11 protein-coding genes are annotated in these 16,240 nt (G+C 69.7%); 4 read left to right on the plus strand and 7 right to left on the minus strand.

Features of this window, described 5'->3' with window-relative positions:
- Positions 1–253 precede the first annotated feature (253 nt).
- Positions 254–1,330, plus strand: coding sequence for a glycosyltransferase family 2 protein (locus KEG38_RS33105; RefSeq protein WP_272424079.1), 1,077 nt, complete (start codon positions 254–256; stop codon positions 1,328–1,330).
- Between the two features lie 33 nt (positions 1,331–1,363).
- Positions 1,364–2,755 (plus strand): hypothetical protein, encoded by a 1,392-nt coding sequence (locus KEG38_RS33110; RefSeq protein ID WP_272424081.1) that lies wholly within the window; start codon positions 1,364–1,366, stop codon positions 2,753–2,755.
- Positions 2,756–3,357: 602 nt separating this feature from the next.
- On the opposite strand, the gene KEG38_RS33115 is transcribed toward KEG38_RS33110, so the two are convergent.
- The 3 genes from KEG38_RS33115 to KEG38_RS33125 all read right to left on the minus strand — a co-directional run bounded on the left by KEG38_RS33115 (position 3,358) and on the right by KEG38_RS33125 (position 8,922).
- Positions 3,358–4,728, minus strand: coding sequence for a TIGR03013 family XrtA/PEP-CTERM system glycosyltransferase (locus KEG38_RS33115; protein WP_272424083.1), 1,371 nt, complete (start codon positions 4,726–4,728; stop codon positions 3,358–3,360).
- Between the two features lie 219 nt (positions 4,729–4,947).
- A complete protein-coding gene (gene gyrA / locus KEG38_RS33120; protein ID WP_272424084.1) occupies positions 4,948–7,566 on the minus strand; it encodes a DNA gyrase subunit A in 2,619 nt (872 codons plus the stop codon).
- Positions 7,567–7,755: 189 nt separating this feature from the next.
- Positions 7,756–8,922, minus strand: coding sequence for a hypothetical protein (locus KEG38_RS33125; RefSeq protein WP_272424085.1), 1,167 nt, complete (start codon positions 8,920–8,922; stop codon positions 7,756–7,758).
- Positions 8,923–9,107: 185 nt separating this feature from the next.
- Between KEG38_RS33125 and KEG38_RS33130 the strand changes: the two genes are divergently transcribed.
- Entirely contained in the window at positions 9,108–10,220 is a 1,113-nt protein-coding gene (locus tag KEG38_RS33130; protein ID WP_272424087.1) for a hypothetical protein, read from the plus strand.
- 12 nt (positions 10,221–10,232) lie between these two features.
- Here the strand turns inward: KEG38_RS33130 and KEG38_RS33135 are convergent, their stop codons facing one another.
- From KEG38_RS33135 to KEG38_RS33150, 4 genes are all read right to left on the minus strand, one after another.
- Positions 10,233–11,441 carry an alanyl-tRNA editing protein gene (locus tag KEG38_RS33135; RefSeq protein WP_272424088.1) on the minus strand — a complete coding sequence of 403 codons (1,209 nt, stop codon included), beginning with the start codon at positions 11,439–11,441 and terminating at the stop codon, positions 10,233–10,235.
- A gap of 13 nt (positions 11,442–11,454) precedes the next feature.
- Positions 11,455–12,489, minus strand: coding sequence for a hypothetical protein (locus KEG38_RS33140; protein WP_272424090.1), 1,035 nt, complete (start codon positions 12,487–12,489; stop codon positions 11,455–11,457).
- A complete protein-coding gene (locus KEG38_RS33145; protein WP_272424092.1) occupies positions 12,456–14,078 on the minus strand; it encodes a serine/threonine-protein kinase in 1,623 nt (540 codons plus the stop codon). The genes KEG38_RS33140 and KEG38_RS33145 overlap by 34 nt, the downstream gene beginning before the upstream one ends.
- Before the next feature lie 176 nt (positions 14,079–14,254).
- Entirely contained in the window at positions 14,255–14,908 is a 654-nt protein-coding gene (locus KEG38_RS33150; RefSeq protein WP_272424094.1) for a hypothetical protein, read from the minus strand.
- Positions 14,909–15,053: 145 nt separating this feature from the next.
- Between KEG38_RS33150 and KEG38_RS33155 the strand changes: the two genes are divergently transcribed.
- Complete coding sequence (locus KEG38_RS33155; RefSeq protein ID WP_272424095.1) at positions 15,054–16,199, plus strand: hypothetical protein; 1,146 nt, start codon at positions 15,054–15,056, stop codon at positions 16,197–16,199.
- Positions 16,200–16,240: the final 41 nt, after the last annotated feature.

Below are 16,240 nucleotides of genomic sequence, written 5' to 3' on the forward strand. Positions count from 1 at the left end.
CCGCCCGCCTTCACCAGTGGAAAAATGGGTTGTCCCGAGCAACACCTACCAGCATTGCATGCGAATTCGCGTTCGCAACTCGCATGTTCGTGAACTCGGATTCGCTGGATCCGCCCGCCCGGGGCACCCTGCAATCGGACTCGGATTTCGCCCGATTGAAAAGGAGTCACGTTGTGGGATGCTGGCCGCGTCGTGGTCTGGGGCCGGGCCTTTCGGGTTCGAGCTCTTCTCGTGGCTTTTCGGGGGGCTTTGGATGGATGATTGGGGACCCGAGTCGGGGCGCGGCGGCGTGATCCTTCGGACGCTCGCCGAACGTCCCTTCTGTTCGATCGTGATTCCGTGTTACAATGAAGAGGAGCACATCGAGCGGGTCGTGCATGCGGCGGCCGGACAACGATATCCAGCCGATCGCCTGGAGATCTTCGTCGTCGACGGCCGCTCCCTCGACAGGACGCGGGACATCGTGCGCGCGCTCGCTGACGAGGATCCCCGGATCATCCTGCTCGACAATCCCCAGCGCCTCCAGGCCGCGGCCATGAACATGGCGATCAAGCGCTCCCGCGGGGACGTGATCGTGCGCATGGACGCCCACGCCGATTACGATCCCGGCTACGTGGCCGCGTCCGTCGCGGCGCTTCGGCGGACGGGGGCGCTCAATGTGGGCGGCGCCATGCGGCCGCGGGCGAAGACCACGTTTCAGAAGGCGCTCTGCGCGGCGCTCGGGAGCCCGCTCGGCGTGGGCGGATCGGCGTCCCGCGACCCGCATCGCGAGGGATACGTCGAGAGCGTGTGGTGCGGGGCCTTCCGCCGCGAGGCCTTCGAGCTCGCGGGCCTCTTCGACCCGGACGCGCGGACGAACGAGGACGCGGAGCTGAACCAGCGGATCCTGGAGCGCGGCGGGCGCATCTACCAGTCGCGCGACATCGTGGGTCATTATTATCCGCGGTCATCGTTTCCCACGTTGTTCCAGCAATATTTCAATTACGGCGCGGGGCGCGCACGGACGATCCTCCGGCGAGGATTGCCGCCGTCGATCCGGCCCTTGATCCCGTTCGCGACGCTGGTCACGTTCACCGTGCTCGCGGCGCTCGCGGCCTTTTATCCGCCGGCGAGGCCGGTCCTCGGCGCGGCCGTGTCCGTGTATACGCTGGCCATTTTCGCGGCGGCGGCGTGGGCTTCGCGGCGCGGCGACGGGCGCCTGGTTTTCCTCGTGGCAGCGATGTTTCCCGTGATGCACCTCGCGCACGGGCTCGGCTTCGCGGTCGGGCTCGCGCGGTATGCGCAGGAGCCATTGCGGGACGCGGAGCCGGAGCGGCTGACGGCTCGATAGAGTGCCGAACGGCTCGGGACGAACAGGAGGCGCATGCTGGGTCTTTTCCCCGCAGGAGGGCTCGCCGTCACGGACGCGACGGCGTCGGTCACAGTCGAGCAAAGCGCGGTCACGGGTATCACGCCCACGGGCGGTTATGGCATCGCGCTGACGAGCGTGGACGGCGCGGCGAGGATCGTCTCGCGCGCCACCCGCGCGGCCTTTTTGTTCGATATTTCCGGGCGTTACGGGCGTGCGCTGGCGGCGACGCGGGGCGCCTTGTCCCCACAGGACATCGCAGGCACGGCGGTGACGCGGCTCGATGTCGTGACCTCGCCCCGCACGGCCTTTTCTTTCTCCGCGGACGGCCTGCTCGCGTCGCGGCTCGGCCTCCGCGCCACGAATGATCTGACGGCGCGGGATCCTTTTCTCCAGGGAAGGGTCATTTACACGCTCGGAAGCCGCGTCGGATTCACCGCGACCACGACGCCGCGGTCATATGCGCGTTTCGAGGCGGGATACACGCAAGCGGGGGCCGTCGCCGCGGATCACCCCGAGGCGGTGGGGCTCGATAGCCACGCGGTCCTCGGGAGCGCGTCGTTTTCGTGGCTCGCCGGCCGTCGATTCCGCCTCGGGCCCATCGTGCGGGCAGGCTACACCCATTTCGAGCACGCACTGCTCGACGTGGACCTCACGCGCGGGCCGGCGGACATCACCACCGTCTCGGGCCTCGCATCCGCGACGTTCGAGATTTCCCGGCGGATCCGAGGTGCCGCGGCGCTCGGGATGACGGTCGCGAGTCCGCCGACGTTCCTCAAGGACGAGTCCTCGAGCGTGATCGCGCCGGACGCGCGGATCGACGCGCGATATGCCGGGCGCGGATACGGGATTGTCGGGACGTACGGATTTTCGTACTCGTCGCTCGGCCCGCGAATCGGGTTCGGGGCGCAGCACGCGGCGGGGCTCGAAATGTGGAGCCGGCCGCGGGGAGGGCGGGAGTTCCGGAGCGTGATCGCCCGCTGGATCCTGCGCTTCCGCCACGGAGAGGCGCCCCTCGCGACGCAGCCGAGGCTCGGATTGCCGGCGGGAACACCGCTGCCCGAGGGCAAATTCGTAACGACGGCAGTGGCCGCAGGCGGCTCACTCGGAATCCCGCTGGCGACGGGGCTCATCCTGACGGGCGGGGTCGATCTCGAGCTCATCAACATGCGCTTCGAGCCGGACCCAACGGGCGCGTCGGCGCCGACGTTCCGGACGATGGTGACGGTGGCAATCTCGGCGATCGGCTCGACGGATCCGATGCGGCGCATGCCGCGGGATCCGGACCTGCAGGACCAGGAAGCGCGGCCAGCGGTACTCGATGAGGAGGAGGCGCGCGCGGCAGGCGGGGCGGCGGGGCGGAAGGGGACGACGGAGGAGGACGAAGACGCGTTCTACGAGGAGTGACGAATATGTAGTGCAACTTGCGAAACTGGGTGGATCGAGACCTGGATCGACACAGTTGCGTGAGGCGCCGGGTGCGATCCAAGTGTCGAGTGACCCTCGCACGTGAGGCGCGAGGTGCGATCGAGGTCTAGATCGACCCAGTTGCGTGACGCGCCGGGTGCGATCGAGGTCTCGATCGACCCGGTTGCGTGAGGCGCAAGGTGCGATCCAGGCGTCGAGTGACCCCGTTGCGCGAGGCGCTAGGGGCGATCCAGGCGGGGATCGAGGCCGTCGCGCCGGGGCGCTGCCCCGGACCCCGCGGGGGCTGTCCGCCCCTCGACCCGGACCAGGCACGGCCTGGACCGAGGGTGGAAGAACTGCGCGATGCGCAGTTCTTCCAACGGGCCCGTTGGAAGACCAGGGACAGCGTTGCCGATCGAAAGGTCAGCGCGGCGGTCTCGGTTGGCAGGGCCTTCGCTGGTCTTGACTCGGCCCGTTCGATGAACTGCGCATTGCGCAGTTCATCGACCAACGGTCCAGCGCTTGCGCTGGTCCGGGTCCAGGGGCGGATAGCCCCGGTGGGGCCTGGGGCAACGCCCCAGCGCAGCGGCCCCAGCCGAGATTCAGCGCGCTCCAATCCGGAGGAGCACCACCTTCACCGTATCGAGCAAAATCGACAGGTCGAACCACACCGACAGCGTCTTGATGTAGAACAGGTCGTGCTGGAGCTTTTCGAGCTGGTCCTCGGTCGTCGCTCCGTAATGGTAGCGGACCTGGGCATAACCCGTCAGGCCCGGCTTGACGAAGAGCCGCTGCCGGAAGAAGGGAATCGCTTTTTCGAGCTCCTCCGTGAAGTTCGGCCGCTCCGGCCGCGGACCGACCAGGCTCATGTCGCCGGCGAGCACGTTCCAGAGCTGCGGCAGCTCGTCGAGACGGGTCTTGCGAATGAACCGGCCCACACGCGTCACGCGCGGATCGTCCTCCGATGCCCAGCGCGCTTTTCCATCGGCCTCCGCGTCCGTGCGCATCGAGCGGAACTTGTAAATGGTGAAGGGCCGGCCGTAGACGCCGGCACGCACCTGCGAATAAAGGACCGGGCCCGCCGAGTCGAGCTTGATCGCGAGCGCCGTGAGCAGCATCAGCGGAGAGGCGAGCACGAGGCCGAGCGAGGCGCAGACGACGTCGAGAATACGCTTGCCGAGGAGCGTCCGCTTCGCGACGCGGAACCCGTGCGCGAACACGAGCTGGCTCGGGCGTAATTCACGGACGAAGATTTTGCCCGTGATGCGCTCGTAGAACTCCACGCCTTCCTCGATCTCGATGCCCCGGAATTTGAGCTCGAGAAGCGCATCGATGGGCAATTTGCCCCGGCGATCCGCGGCGCAGACGATGATGTGCCGGACGCCGTGAGCCGCGGCGATGCGCGGCAATTCGTCGTACGTGCCGAGGACGTCGGGGGCGGCGCGGCCCGGGTCGCCCTCCTGCACGAGCCGGCCGACGAAACGCATGCCGCCGGTGTCGTGGGTCCGGGCGCCCGTGATCACCGCGTCCGCGAGCGGCCCCGAACCGAGAACCAGGGTCCGCTTGCAGAGCCGATCACTCGCCGCGGCACGCGCGAGCCCGGTGCGAAAGAGGGGCAAGACGAGCGCGCCCGCCGCGAGCCCGAGCGCCACGGCGCCGAAGCGCTCGCCCGCGTCGTCCGAAAAACCCTGGAAGACGAGCCAGAGCAGGAGCACCGAGACGGCGAGGGCGCGCGCGACTTTCCAGGCCAGGGTACGGAGGTCGCGAATGGGCGAAGGTCCGTAAAGGCCATGGTAATAGAGCGACGCCTGCGCCACGAGCGTGATCGCCGCGGCGTCGAGCACGCGGGAAAGCGTGGCGACGTCACGATACCCCTCGATCGCCGCCGCACCCGCGCAGACGAGCGATACGAGCAGGGCAGCCTCGACGAACCATACGATGGCACGGCGACGCGACCGAAATAGCTCGAGCATGTTGCCCCCCCAGGCAATGGAGGGCCCACACGCATCCGATCCTGCGCGCCGCACCCCCCAAGCTCCTCCCGTCAACGCTTGGGGGCTGCGCCCGGACGAGCCGAGCTACGCCCCCAAACCCCCGGGGGCCCCCCCGGGTGACCGGGTGAGCCCCGGCGATGCTGTGTGACAGGACTTACGTTAGCTCCTGGTCACGCGAGGTGCCAGGGGGGCGGGTTGTCACTCGGCGACGCCGTTCGTCCCGTCGTGACTCGTGCCGTTCGTGTCGTTCGTGCCAGGCGCGCCGTTCGTCTCGAGCGGCGGGGGCGGGACCGTGCCTTCCTCGGCCTCGGCAAAGGCCTCGATCGCCACGACGCGCTCGTCGCCGTCGACGTTCATGAGGCGCACGCCCTGGGCATTGCGGCCGGTCTCGCGGATCTCGCTGGCCTTGGTGCGCAGGGTTTGTCCACGATCCGTCACGAGCATGATCTGATCCGCCGGCGACACCATGGCGACGCCGACGACCGGACCATTACGCTCGCTCGCGTCGATGAGGATGACGCCCTTGCCGCCGCGGCTCTGGAGGCGGAACTCCTCGAGCGGCGTGCGCTTGCCATACCCACGCTCGCAGACCGCGAGGACCCGATCACGCCCGCCGTCCGTGACGCAGAGGCCGACCACGAAATCGCCCTCGTTGAGCTCGATGCCCTTCACGCCCATGGTGGCGCGGCCCGTCGGGCGGACCTCCTCCTCGGCGAAGCGGATCGACATGCCCTTGTGCGTGGCGATGAGGAACTCGCGGCTGCCGTCGGTGATCGCCGCGGAGAGGAGCTGATCGTCCTCCTCGATGCGCACGCCGATGATGCCCTTGTCGCGGAAGTTCTCGTACTCCTCGAGCGCGGTCTTCTTGATCTGGCCGCGCCGCGTGAGCGTGACGACGAACCAGCCGGTCTCGATGCGCGGGACGGGCGTGATGGCGGTGATCTTCTCGCCCTGCTCCATCCCGACGAAGTTCACGATCGCCCGGCCCTTGGCGTTTCGCGCCGCGCTCGGGATCTCGTAGACCTTCTTGACATAGACCTTGCCCTTGTCGCTGAAGAAGAAGACGTAGCTGTGCGTGGAGGCGACGAAGAGCTGGCTCACCCAGTCCTCGTCCCGCGCCTCCATGCCGACCATGCCCTTGCCGCCGCGGCGCTGGGCCCGGTACGTCGTCACGGGCGTGCGCTTGACGTAGCCCAGGTGGGAGATGGTGACGACCATGTCCTCCTCCTGGATGAGGTCCTCGACCTGGATCTCGGCCTCGGTCGGGACGATCTCGGTGCGGCGCACGTCGTTGTAGCGGCTCTTGATGTCCTCGAGCTCGCCCACGATGACGTCCATGAGCTTTTGTTCGTCCGCGAGGATGCCGGTGAGGCGGGTGATCTCCTCGACGATCTCGCCGTACTCGCGGGCGAGCTTTTCGCGCTCGAGGCCCGTGAGGCGCGAGAGGCGCATCTCGAGGATGGCCTTGGCCTGACGCTCGGAGAGGAAGTAGTCGCCGCGTCCGTCGGCGTCTTTGCACTCGGGCTCGGGGCGGCCCGCGCGGCGCAGGAAGTCGCCGAAGCCACGCAACGGGAGCTTCTGCAGGCGATCACGCGCCTCTTCGGGATCCTGCGAGGAGCGGATGGTGGTGACGATGACGTCGACGTCGGTCGTCGCCATGCCGAGGCCCTCGACGAGCTCGCGCTGCGCTTCGGCCTGGCGGAGCTCGTAACGCGTGCGCCGCGTGACGACCTCGCGCCGGTGCTCGACGAAGTGCGCGAGCGTTTCCTTGAGGCCCAGGACGGCGGGGCGGCCGTTGGCGATCGAGAGGTTGATGACGCCGAACGTCGATTGCAGGTCCGTGAGGCGGTAGAGCTGGTTCTGGACGACCTGGGGGAAGACGTCCTTCTTGAGCTCGACGACGACCCGCATGCCCTCGCGGTCGCTCTCGTCGCGCACCTCGGAGATGCCCTCGATGCGCTTTTCCTTGATGCACTCGGCGATCTTGGCGACGAGCTTGGCCTTGTTGACCTGGTAGGGGATCTCGGTGACGATGATCTGCTCGCGATCGCCCTTCAAGGTCTTCTCGACGATGCAGCGGCCGCGCATGACGATGGTGCCGCGTCCCGTGCGATACGCCTGGTCGATGCCGCTCTTGCCGTAGATGAGGCCGCCCGTGGGGAAATCGGGGCCCTTCACGTGCTGCATCAGGTCATCGACGGTCGCGTCGGGGTTCCTGATGAGCAGGACCGTGGCGTCGATGATCTCGCCGAGGTTGTGCGGCGGGATGTTCGTCGCCATGCCGACCGCGATGCCGCCCGAGCCATTGACGAGGAGCTGGGGGAACTTCGCCGGCAGGACCGTGGGCTCGAGCTCGGAGTCGTCGTAGTTCGGGGCGAAATCGACGGTCTCTTTTTCGATGTCGGTGAGGAGCTCGGTCGCGACGCGGGCGAGGCGCGACTCCGTGTAGCGCATGGCCGCAGCCGAGTCGCCGTCGATGGAGCCGAAGTTTCCCTGTCCGTCGATGAGCGGATACCGGAGGCTGAACGGCTGCGCCATGCGGACGAGCGCGTCGTACACGGCCATATCCCCGTGCGGGTGATACTTGCCGAGCACGTCGCCGACGACGCGCGCGCATTTCTTGTGCGACCCGCTCGGGCCGATCTTCTGCTCGTGCATCGAGTAGAGGATCCGGCGGTGCACCGGCTTGAGCCCGTCGCGCACGTCGGGGATGGCGCGACCGATGATCACGCTCATCGCGTAATCGAGGTAGCTGTTCCTGAGCTCGTCCTGGATGCTGACGGGGATCTTCTGCTGGATGTTCGAGGTATCTTCCATACCGCCGCTCGGGCCTGGGCCTGGCGCACGCGGAGGCCCGGAAAAAGCCTCGTCTCACGCCGGCCGGAGGACGCTCTCAGGTAGTATACGACCCGTGAACCTGCAATCAGGTTCGAGGGTTTTGTGCCCAGGAATCGGTGCGTCGCGGCGCTGGCTCGGTCGGTCCGTCTGGGCCGTCCGCGAAGAGGCTCAAGGCGTGAGCGTGCAAGTGGCCGTGCTGACCGCGCCGGGGGCGATCTCGGCGGTGCACGTGGCGGTCACGGCCACAGCGCCCGCAGCGTCGCGGCCGACGAGCTTGATGTCCGCGTAGGCGCCGGGGGCGATCGGCGTGAAGCGGATGGGCTTGCTGCAATCGATGGCGTCAGCCTCGAGATCGCCGGGCGCGCCGAGGACGGCATCGTACGTCACGACGTTCTCCTTCGCGCACGAGGTGCCCGCAGCCGCGAAGACGTCCGCGAGGGAGAGGTCGAGCGCGCCGTCCTTGCTCAGCGGATCGCAGAGCGCATGGACCACGAGGCCTTCCACGGCGAGCGCCGTGCAGGAGGCGCCCCACGTGACGGGTCCGCCGGCCACGGCACGCGCCTCGACGCGGAAGCCGTAGCTCTGGCCAGGCTTGATGTTCTGCGTGTACGGCGCAGGCGCAGGGCTCGTGCAGGGGAGGTTCACGAGCGGGGCGAGGGCCGGATCGGTCGGGCGCACGTCGAAGCTCGCGACGTCGCCGGTGATCACGGGGTTGCCCAGCGGATCGAGCGAGGCCTGCGTGCACGTGAGCTCGAGGCCGGGGATGGCGCTCGTGCCGGCGAGGGTGGCGCGGGGATTGACGAGCACGCCGGTCTCGGTGGAGAGCGGCGCAAGCTCCTCGCACGTCTTCGGCGTGGAGCGGACGTTCTTCTGCGCGGTGAGGTCCTCGCAGAAGGTGGACCAGACCGGCGCGACGGTGCCCGCGGCCGGCGCGGCGCGGCGGACCATGCTGCGGCTGCCGGAGGAGCTGCCGCCGATGGGCGTGAGCTCCGCGGCGGGGACGTCGTAGCCGTCGATCTGGACGCGGTAGGCGTGGCCGACGAGGATCTGCCGGAAGATGACGCTCGCCGTGCAGGTGATGGGCGGCGACGAGGGGAGCGGGAAGGGCGCGGACACGTCGGTGACGTCGAGGACGGTGGCCACGTAGCTCTGCATGGCGCCGCTCGCAGCGGAGCAAGGCACGTCGCCCAGGAAGAGGCTCGGGTCGACCACGATGCTGGTCGGCACGGTCGTCGTGGCGTCGAGATCGATGTCGGTGTCGGACGTCTCGTCGCACGCCGTGCTCGCGAGGGCGAGGGCGACGAGCGGCACGAGCGCGAGGGTCCGGCGGCGCATGGGGCCGGCGTAGCCGATGGACCGGCTCGATGCCAGGCAAAACACACGAGCTCGCCGCGCGCCCGCCCCGGGCGTCCGCCGCGACGCTCGGGGTGCGGGTGGACGGCCCGCCCCAATCGTGATCTGCTCGATCGCGGGCGCGCGCCGTGATCTCCGCGCGCGGTCCTGCCCTTTCAGGAGGAGCGATGGCGGTTCGGAGGAGCGCTACACGTGGGCTCTTCGTCGTACTTTCAGGGGCGGCCGGGTGCCAGGTTCTGGGCGGCATCCCGGACGAGCTCTCGCTCGGGGCAGGCGGCGGAGGCACGGGCGCGGCGCCGGCGATGTGCGTGCGCGACGAGATCCCCGCGCCGCCGATGGTGGCGGGCGGGAGCGGCGAGGGGGAGTTCGTCGTGGCGCTCCGCACGATCGACATGGAAAAAGGCCTGAACGACGCGCTGCCCGGGCTGAACCTCGACGGGTTGTGCTCGTGCACCGAGGACAAGCGCGGGTGCGGGTCGGTCGATCCGTCGGACGACAAAGGGTATTGCGACGACGACAGCGGTCACGACGCCGCGAGTTACGCGCTCTTCGGCGCGCTCGCGTACATCCTCAATGTGGAGAGCATGTCGAGCTTCCTGCGCGGGCTCGTCGAGTCCGGGCAGTGGAGCGTGCTCGTCCGCGTGCGAGGCTACAGCGGGGGGAGCGACGACGATCAGGTGGAGGTCGGCTGGTACGGGAGCCTCGGGCTCTCGGCGTCGCCGGCGTGGCAAGGCGCGGATGCGTGGTCGATCCGGCAGGAGTTTCTCGCGCCGATCCCGATGGATCCGTACGCGCCGCAGTTCGTCGACGGCGCTGCGTACGTGACGGGCGGCAAGCTCGTCGCCCGGCTGCCCCAAGCTCCGCTCGTGATCTCGGACGGCGCGCTCGCGTCGATGCAGGCGGCGCTGTCGAACCTGGTGCTCGTGGCGCGCATCGATCGGACGGCGGGTGGGCTGTACCAGCTGCGCGAGGGCAGGATCGGCGCGAAGTTGCCCGTGTCTGCGCTGTTCCCCACGCTCGCGAGCTTCCGCGACACGAAGGGAAACCCGCTCTGCACGGATGCGACGCTCTACCCGGCGACGCGGCAGATCACGTGTCGCGCGGCCGACGTGCTGCTCACCGACGCGACCGACAAGGACACGCCCTGCGAGGCGCTGTCGTTCGGCATGAACTTCGAGGCGGACGCGGCCATGCTCGGGCCGGTGATGCCGTCCCCGCCGAGCTCCGGTGGATGCCCGGTGGAGACCGATCCCATCACCGACGCATGCAGCAACCTGTGAACGAGCGTGTGATCAGCGGCCGGGCGTAACGAGCGTCGCGGCCGCGATCGCCTTCCAGTCGATCCCCGCGGGCAAGCGGCCCTCGGCGCGCTCGGGCCTGCCGCCGCCGCGCCCGCCCGCCGCGATCGCCGCGCGTTTCAGGAAGGCGCCGCAGTCGAAGTCGCTCGAGGGGCCACGCGCCGCGAGCACGATCGTGCCGCCGTCGGCCTCGCCCGCGAGCAGCGCGACGAGATCTCCTTCGGCCGTGATGCGCCCGGCCACCGCGCGCACGAGGTCGAGCGAAGCATCGTCGATGACGCCGATCACCGCTCGCTCGCCCCGCGCCCGCGTCTCTTTCACGAGCGCCTCGGCGATCGCCCCGGCCACGCGTCCTCGCACGCGTCCGAGCGCCTGACGCGCCTCGTCGAGCTCGCGACGCAGCTTCTCGATGCCCGCGGGCACGTCGTCCGGACCGCAGGTGAGATCGCGGGCGAGCGCGCGCACGACGTCCGCCTCGCGGGAGAGCTTCGTCCGGGCCCGCACGCCCGCGGAGAACGTGACGCGCATCTTGCCCTTGTACCGCTCGAGCCCGTCGATGCGAACGAAGCCGACCTGCGCGGTGTTCGTGCAGTGCGTGCCGCCGCAGGGGGAGACGTCGAAGTCGCCGATCGCGACGACACGCACGTTCTCGTGCACCTTGGGCTGCCTTCGCAGCGGGAGCGCGCGGAGCTCGTCCTCGGAGGGGAAAAACGCGCGGATCGGAGCGTCGTCGTCGATGACGGCGTTGACGAGAGCCTCGGCCTCGGCGACGGCGCGCTCGTCGAGGGCGGCGACGTCGAGGTCGATCGTGCACGCGCTTTCGCCGAGGCGCGAGGAGACGGTCTCGGCGCGGGCGACGTCGGCGAGCGCGCGCGAGAGCATGTGCTGCCCGGTGTGCTGCGCCATGTGGATGAGGCGGCGCGGCTTGTCGATCGAGCCCGAGACCTCGGCGCCGATCGCGGGCAGCGGGCCTTCGAGCACGTGATGGATGCGGCCCTCGTCGTCGACCTGCACGTCGACGACGGCGGCCTCGTCGAGGCGGCCGCGATCGGCCATCTGCCCGCCGGACTCGGGGTAAAACGCGGTGCGATCGAGCAGCACGCTCGGGCGGCCGGCGTGCGTCTCGTGGGCGATGACGACGCCGCGGAACGAGAAGAGCTTCGCGTCGTCGTGGTAGAGCGGCGAAGAGCGAGGTGTGGCCAAGGCCGAGGGGCTCCTACGGGCGGGACGCGGGGAGGACGTGATCACGCAGGATGTCGGGCAGGAGCCGGAGCTGGCCGCAGTGCGCGTCGCCGTCCGAGCCCGCGTATCCGCGGAGGAAGAAGTGGTTCTGATCGTGGGCGCGCGAGAGGCCGAACGGATCCTGCGCGGGCGGCGTGGCCGGGACGTCGGCGCCGATCTCGCGCAGGAGGAACGTGCCGGTCTCCAGCGTGGAGGCGTAGTCGGGCGTGGGGACGGCCGTGTGCGTGACGAAGAGGAGAGGTCCGCCGTTCGCCGCGGCGCGCGCGAAGGACGAGAAGGGCGCAAGCTCCGTGGGATCGGGCATCTTGGCGCCGGACGTGTAGCTCGCGTAGAGCGAGTCGAGCAGGATGACGGCGTCGACGTCGTCGCGACCTCCCGCGAGGATCCGCGAGATCGCGCCGTAGCCCGCGCTCCACGACGAGAGGACGATGCTGCGCGGGCGAGCGGCAGGGTTTTTCGTGGCGAGCGCGACCTCGCGGCTGATCGCCGAGAGCATCGCGTCGAACGTGCCTTCGGATTCGAACGTGCTCTTGTAGCCGCTCGACAGCGTGCCCGTGTCGAGCCCGGCGATCACGAGGCCGAGGCCGAGGGGCGCGAGCTGCTTGCGGATGGGCTCGGTGCCGTGGAAGTGGACGAGCAGATCGAAGCCGCCGTCGGGCGGGACGGTGAGGCTCGAAGGGACGAGCATGCGGCCGAGCGGGAGCGGTCGCCAGCCGAGGTAGTCGCCGAAGCCGTTGTCCGGGAAATCGCAGCCGCCGCGAGGCGCGGCCTCCGAGACGAGCGCCGCGGGCTTGCCAGGCGCGCCGCTCGGAAGCGGCGACATCGTGAGCGTGGACTCGGCGCCCTCGGACGTTTCCGTGTTCTTCGCATCCGCGCCCTCGTCCTCGCTGCGCGCGGCGGAGCCGATCACCACGATGGCGGCGCAGAGGCCGACCACCGCGAGATCGCGGAGCCAGTGGGGCGTCGTGCCCTTGCTCAGAAGCCGGGATCCGTGACTTTGGGTACCCACGTCGTGCTCGTCGGTGCCCCGGTGGGCTTTGTGGTCGCGGTCGTCGTGGCAGGGGGCTTCGTCGCGCCCGTGCCTTTCGTCGTGCCCGCGGGTTTGTCGTCTCGTTTCGTCGTCGCTTCGGGGTTCGGATCGGCGGACGGGAGATCGTTGATGTCGAGAACCGTGCCTCCGCCCGTGCTCGCCGAGGGCGCTGGAGCCGCAGCGGTCTGCGCGGCCTGCGTGGGGGCGGGCGGGCTCGGCGGCGTGGGCGACACGTTTCCGCCTGCGTTCCCCGCTGCCGCCCGCGGTTCCATCGTGGTGCGCAGGAACATGAACGTGCCCGCGAGCGAGAGCGCGGTCACCGCGCCGACGGCCATGAAGAGCCCCGCACGCTTGTTCTTTTGCGGCGGCGTCGACGGCACGAGCGAACCCGACATTGCTCCGCCCGCGTACGATTCGGGCGACGGCGGGATGATCGAGGTCGAGGAGTTCCGCGGCATGCTCGTCGGGAAGCTCGTGAGCGCCGAGTTCATCCGCGTGATCGCGATGTCCGAGACCGCCTCGTGCACGTGCGGCTGCGCGGCGCCCGGCGACATCCCGATGCCCGCGGCGCGCTCGTCGGCGGCGCGCACGGCGTCACGCAGCGCAGCACGTCGCTTCTGGCCCCGATCGCCCATCACCGAACGCGTGAACGCGCCGATGTCGTCGTCGACGACCGATGCGCCGGACAAGGCGAGGACACGCTCGAGGGCCGCGTCGAGCTCCAGCATCGTCTGGTAGCGCTCGTTCGGATCCTTCTTCAGGCAGGTGAGCAGCACGCGCTCGAGCTCGACGGGGAAGCTCGGGTTTTTCATGCGCGGCGGGAGCAGCGGGCGCGAGATGATGTTCTTCATCGTCGCGAGATCGTTCTCGCCGAGGAACGGGTGCAGGCCCGTCGTGAGCCGGTAGAGCACGATGCCCATCGCGAAGATGTCGGTGCGCCGATCGACCTTCTGCCCAAGGGCCTGCTCGGGCGACATGTACGGCACTTTGCCCTTGAGCTGCCCCGCCGTCGTCTCGCCGCCCGCGCGGCCGAGGGCCTTCGCCACGCCGAAATCGACGAGCTTCACGATGCCGTCGTACGAGACGAGGATGTTCTGCGGCGAGACGTCGCGATGCACCAGGTTGAGGAGCTGATCGTCATCGTTGCGTAGCTCGTGCGCGCCGTGCAGGCCCGCGCAGGCCTGGCGGACGATGCGGAGCGCGATGCGCTGCGGCACGGGGACGTTGCTACGCTTGGCGGTCTTCGTGATGACGCTGAGCGCCTCGCCGTCGACCCACTCCATGACGATGTAGATCGTCTCGTCCTGCTCGCCGACGTCGAGGATCTCCGCGACGTTCGGGTGATGGATGCGCGCCGCGAGCGAGGCCTCGTCGAGGAACATCTGCTCGAACTGCGGGTCGTCCGAGAGCGACGGGAGCATCGTCTTGATGGCCACCGTCTTCTGAAACCCACGCGAGCCCTTCTGCCGCGCCGCCCAGACCGTGGCCATGCCTCCCTGTGCGATCGGCAGGAGCAGCTCGTAGCGGCCGAGCACCATCCCTGGGGAGAGGTTCTCTTGTTGGGTCATCGGAAGGCCCAGCAAGCGCCATGAACACGGCGCCGATGCGTCATCCTAGCATCCAGGCCGCATTCTCCGCCACGAACGCGCAAAAGGGCCGTTCGAGGCGTTGCCGACGATCAGGGCGTGCCGAGGGGGAGGGTGCGGAGGGCCTCGCAGGATCGAGGCCCTCGAGGGCGCGGAGATCAGGAGCCGGGCGGAACGGCCATGCCGAAGAGAGCCTGGTAGATCTGGCTCAGCTTCTGATGCGACTCACCCGTGAGCATGTCCTTGCCGTAGGGGAGCGTGAAGGGCGTGACGCCGGCGGCCTTGGAGCAGGTGAACCACACCACGAGGTCGGTGTTCGGCTGGCCCGGACGAACGAACGAGACGCCCATGCCAGGCGCCGTCGTGCAATTGTTCGCGCCGGCCTGGAAGCTGTCCTCGTCGCCGAAGAGGTCGAGGAGGTCGTTCTTCATGTCCTCGTTCGTGACGGGCGTCTGGGCCACGATCGCGAGGCCGTTCCAGAGCGGGACCTGCTGCTGCGCGGCCGGCTGCTGGGTCTGGCCGCCGGGAAGGAGGCCCGGCGGGATGAGGCCCGGAGCCGCCTGGTTCAGGCCTTGAAGGAGCTGCTGCCCCGCAGCCTGCATCTCGGGCGGGATGGGCAGGCCCGGGATGCCCGGGAGCGCGCCCGGCGTCGCCGGCGTCGCGGCGACGGGCGGCGGCGGCGCGGTCAGGCGCAGCACGGTGATTTGCGCCTGGTCCATCTGATCGAAGGGCGCCGTGCGAGAGGCACAGCCCGCCGAGAGGGGGGCGACGAAGAGGGCAAGACCGAGAAAGGTGCGGAGACTCGAGTTCATCGTTTCTACCTCGCTTAGTACCACGGTTTGACGGACGGGGGGCAAGCCCAGTCGTCGGCAACGTGCTGAAACGTCGCGCGGCGCTCTCGACCTCGGACCACAGCCGGCGTATGGTCTGCCGAGCGCTCACGGGCGCCCCGACGTGATGGAACCGGAAATCGAGCTCGAACGATTCGCCGCGTTATGTGCGGAGGTCGAGGCTGGGACGCCCCTCGAGGAGGTTTTGCGCGTCGAGGCGCTGTCCGCCGAGGCGTGGGGCGTGAGCCGCAACGCCTGGATGGAGCGAATGTCGCGCGAGCCAGAGGCGACGCGCAACGCGCTGGAGGCCCGCTACAAGGCAGCCTTCGAAGCGCGGTCGCGGGCCATCGAGGCCCGCAAGGCGCGCGCCGGAGCCGGTGGCGGCGAGGACGAGCCGACGCCGCCGCGCGCGCACTCGGTGCCGCTCGGGCTCATGGACACCGTGCCCATGTTGCCGACGGCCGATCCGGAGCAGCTCCTCGCGAGGCTCCGCGCGCGAAGGGCCGCCGCCGCAGCAGCGGCCGGCGAGGGCGCGACGCCGCTGGCGCCGACGGTGACCGGCGCGCCTGCCGTGAAGGGGCCGCCGCCGCCGCCGAGAGAGAGCGCGCCGGGCGCAAAGGTGCCGCCGGACGAGCACACGCCGCCGATGCGGGCGCGCGTCGCGACGATTCCGGATCCGCTTCCGGCGCGGCAGACGCAGCCCATGCCGGCGACGCCCAGCAGGCCCGCGCTCCCGTTCCAGGCCGCGCCGCCCGCGCCGCTTCCGCCGCCTCCTCCTCCCAAGCAGTCGTCGCCGGGCATGATGGCCGCGGTCCTGCCGCCGCCCGCGCCGCCTCCCAAGCCGATCGGTGCGGCCCCGCAGCAGCCGCAGCAGCCCGCGGGGTACGGATATCCGCCGGCGCCCGGATCACCGGCCGCAGCCGGACCTGCGAGCACGGGGGCGCCGGTGTCGAGCTCGTCGTACTCGCAGCGCCCGACGCCCGTTCCCATGCCGCCGACGGTGCCGCAGCCGATGACGCTCGCGGGTTTCCCGGCGGTCGCCCAGGGCCCGCAGCTCAGCCTCGAACGGTACGCGGCGTTCGCCGCGGAGATCGCGGTGAACCCCGCGGCGCTCGCCGAGATCCGTGCGAAGTACGGGCTCACGGACACGGCGCACACGGCCGAGACCGAGGCCTGGCAGCGGCGCTTCGCGGCGGATCGCGAGACGTACGTGCGGTATGCGACGCTGTACCAGCACTACCGCGACTGGTTCGCGGCGCGCGGGCCGCGCTGAGCTAGCAGCCTGTGGAATGATCGTCGCGAGCGCCCCGAAGC

This window comes from Polyangium jinanense (assembly GCF_028435265.1).
In the GTDB taxonomy this organism is placed as follows: Bacteria; Myxococcota_A; Polyangia; order Polyangiales; family Polyangiaceae; genus Polyangium; species Polyangium jinanense.

What these genes read in the sequence shown, in the direction of transcription:
- KEG38_RS33105 (WP_272424079.1), top strand. Translation starts at nt 254, where the DNA reads ATGGATGATTGGGGACCCGAGTCGGGGCGCGGCGGCGTGATCCTTCGG.
- KEG38_RS33110 (WP_272424081.1), top strand. Translation starts at nt 1,364, where the DNA reads ATGCTGGGTCTTTTCCCCGCAGGAGGGCTCGCCGTCACGGACGCGACG.
- KEG38_RS33115 (WP_272424083.1), bottom strand. Translation starts at nt 4,728, where the DNA reads ATGCTCGAGCTATTTCGGTCGCGTCGCCGTGCCATCGTATGGTTCGTC.
- gyrA (WP_272424084.1), bottom strand. Translation starts at nt 7,566, where the DNA reads ATGGAAGATACCTCGAACATCCAGCAGAAGATCCCCGTCAGCATCCAG.
- KEG38_RS33125 (WP_272424085.1), bottom strand. Translation starts at nt 8,922, where the DNA reads ATGCGCCGCCGGACCCTCGCGCTCGTGCCGCTCGTCGCCCTCGCCCTC.
- KEG38_RS33130 (WP_272424087.1), top strand. Translation starts at nt 9,108, where the DNA reads ATGGCGGTTCGGAGGAGCGCTACACGTGGGCTCTTCGTCGTACTTTCA.
- KEG38_RS33145 (WP_272424092.1), bottom strand. Translation starts at nt 14,078, where the DNA reads ATGACCCAACAAGAGAACCTCTCCCCAGGGATGGTGCTCGGCCGCTAC.
- KEG38_RS33150 (WP_272424094.1), bottom strand. Translation starts at nt 14,908, where the DNA reads ATGAACTCGAGTCTCCGCACCTTTCTCGGTCTTGCCCTCTTCGTCGCC.
- KEG38_RS33155 (WP_272424095.1), top strand. Translation starts at nt 15,054, where the DNA reads ATGGAACCGGAAATCGAGCTCGAACGATTCGCCGCGTTATGTGCGGAG.